The following is a 3,110-nucleotide window of genomic DNA, read 5'->3' on the forward strand; positions in this document are numbered from 1 at the left end:
CGTCATAGGTGTTGGCGGTGGTGTATTCCGTGCCGTCGATAACTGTTCCGATTTTCTGAATGTTGCGGTGGTTATCGTAGTAGTAGCGCGTTTCAAGCCCATTAGCATCTACACAGGTCGTAACACGCGCTTCATCGTCATAGGAAACGTTAGAAACAGTGGGAATGTCCGCATTGATAAATGTCTGCTTTACCACACGGCCTATGCCGTCATACTCGTTCTTAATATAGACTTCGCCTTCAAAGTCGGTAGCACTGTTCAGATAGCCGTCGCCATCGTAGGTATAGTGCAGCGTATCACCGTCCGCATTGGTAACGCCGGTCAGAAGATCGTTGTCATGCTCATACGATACGGTGCGGCCTGCGTTATCGGTCACGGACGAAATATGTCCGTTTGACCATGCCAGCGTATAGCTGCCTGCAATGCCGTCAATTCCGGTCAGTTCATCGCCGTTGTAGGTAAGCTGTGCTACCTGCGTACCATCGGGATTAGAGATGGTTTGCAGCTTGCCGTCATTCGAGAAAATGAACGCTGCGCCGTCCTCGTGCGTCATGCGGTAGCCGCCTGCCGCATCTTCCAGAACAAAGCCGCTGTCTGCCAGAGAATCATAGCCGCCGCCACGGAGCGTAAGGAAGATTTGCTCCTCACCGCCAGGCATTGTCACACGGATAATACCACGGTCATTGATGAGCGAATAGTCATAGCTGTGCGTAAAGCCAGTACCCAGCGCACCCTTGTCGTAGCGCGAGTTGTAAACACGAAGGAAGGTCAGCGGGATAATGCCTTCCAGCTTCAAGTCCTCGTACATGAAGTTGTATGCACCTGTTACCATGTTTACAGGGTCAAGGTTCTGGTAGTCCAGCACCAAGCCTTCCAGTTCGGGGAAACCGGTCAATTCATTGCACGCCAGACTGCCGCTGACAAACTGCTCGTACAGCTTCTTGCGTACTTCATCGGACAAGCTGCCTTCCAGCATGAGGAACGCCGCCGTGCCGTCTTCACCGACAACATAATCACGGTAGTCTACCAGCAGTTCGGTGCTGACAGCAAACTTTTTCTTGCCGTTCTCCTGCTTCTGCGGCCAAGTGTAGTTCTGACCGTGCGTGTGGCTATCATCACTGCCGGTACACTCGACATTCTTATCCGGTCTGCCGAGCGGTTCAATTTCAACAGTCAGATAAAACACATCTTCGTCCAGATTCGGACCGATGATCGGGATACCATCAAGAGAGCCGTCCCATATAAGCGTGTGCTTCATCATGGATACCGGCTCAATATCTTCACCGGCAAAGTTCTTGTCTGCTTGATAAATGCCGTCTTCGGACAGTTTTACCAAACCGCCGTCCGTTTTGGTTGCCGGTGTGTAGGGCGATACCATAGTGTCCGGTGAATCTTCGGGAAGCCATGCTTTAACATCGTTTGCACCGGAGAGAAGGTAATTCTCTACAATCGAGCCGACAAATTCTTTCTTCAATCCATCGTCCGAAGGACTGCGGACATAGACATTGATATTCACATACTGCGTAAGCTGATACCCAAATTCCAGTTCCAGATAACCGGTATGCGGGTCGAATGTGCCGCCCTTGATTTCTGCTGCCTGCGCGTCAATGATTGGCACGAATCCAATCACCATGCAAAAGCACAGGAACAGAGAAACTACTCTGCGGACTAATGCTTTCTTCATAAGTTTACCTCCAACTATTCAGGAGTTCTTCCGTTTCTAATTCTTTCTATCAGTGCTTGTGCGTGATAGCGGCTTCCATGATGTTGCCATACGCCCAGTTGCTCTGGCTGACATCGGGGAACGGACAAGCCATGCTGTGCAGTTCGGTTGCCGTTTCATAGTTTCTGCCGAGCATACGGTTTATCATCGTTACGGTTTCAGCGCGGGTGATGTACTGCTCCGGTCGGAAGGTGCCGTCCGTATAGCCGCTGATTAAGCCGTACTGCACCGCTTGACGAATATAGCTGCTGTACCATTTGCCGTCTGCCACATCAGAGAAGGTCTTGGTACTGCCGTTCATAATCAAGCCTTCCTTCGCTGCGATACGCGACAAGGCTGTTGCCATCTCTGCACGAGTGATTGCAGATTCCGGTTTGAACACGCCGCCGTTGTAGCCGACCATGTAGCCTTCCTTGGACGCTGCTTCTACCCAGCGATACGACCAGCGGTTATTGGCAACATCGGTATACGAGGACTGCTCCGGTTCGGCAGTTTCCTTTTCCAGCGCGTCAATCAGCATTTTCGCGGTCTGTTCGCGGGTGATATTGCGTTCGGCATGGAACATACCATCGGTAAAGCCGTTAATATACAGCTTGTGTTCTGCCTTGGGCGTTGCAGGTGTGCCGCCGCCACCGCCGCCGATACCACCGCCGCCACCGCTGGTAACATCAGTAGTGAGGGTCAGCTTCACCTTGGAATATTCAGAGCCGGTGTTGTCCTTGATTTGGATTGTGATACTGAAATTCGTATTCAGCGGAATATCCGTCAATGCCTTCACATAGATACCGCTGCTATCCGCAGTAACCTGCACCTTGGTATCATCGAAGGTGACAACATACTCGTCCGGTCTAAGCAGCACCTTTGCCGTGCTGCCGGTAGTCAGCGACTTGTTCAGCAGCAGCGCATACAGATTTACCGTGCCGTCCTTGCTGACAGTAACCGTGGAACGAGTGCCGGCAAGCTGATGCTGTTCACTTGCTGCACCATCTGTAAAGTTGCCGCTGTTGTTCGGCATATCCTTTAAGACAGCGCCGGTCATGTAGTTATTGTTCAGATACACCTTTGCACCTGCGTCATGCCGTGCTTTGAGCGTAGCAGGAACAAAACCGCGCAAATAAGTGTTTTCCAAATGAATCTCGGTCAACGCAGTCTGCGTAAATGCGTCCGGTAAGACACCGCGCAGAGGGTTCGTGTCCAGCGCGAGATATTGCAGGTCTGCCAGATTAGCAATACCGGCAGAGATTTCGCCTTCCAGCTTGTTTTCAGACAAGTCTAAAATCTGCAAACCAGAAAGCGAGTACAGCGTTTCGGGAATCGTGCCGGTCAATCCGCATTGCCACGCCGAAAGCGAGATAAGGTTATTCAGCGCGGACAGGTCGGGAATCGT

Annotated in this window: 2 protein-coding genes; both read right to left on the minus strand. The window is 51.6% G+C overall.

Annotated features, from left to right (window positions below; all coding sequences use genetic code 11):
* A partial coding sequence (locus PGS25_RS15465) for a DUF6531 domain-containing protein (protein ID WP_270419410.1) occupies positions 1–1,684 on the minus strand: 1,684 nt, incomplete at its 3' end.
* Between the two features lie 49 nt (positions 1,685–1,733).
* Positions 1,734–3,110: S-layer homology domain-containing protein (locus PGS25_RS15470; protein WP_270419411.1), on the minus strand; the 1,377-nt coding region annotated here is incomplete at its 5' end.

The sequence above is a fragment of the Butyricicoccus sp. AM78-15b2TA genome (assembly GCF_027665985.1).
Taxonomy (GTDB): Bacteria; Bacillota; Clostridia; order Oscillospirales; family Butyricicoccaceae; genus Agathobaculum; species Agathobaculum butyriciproducens.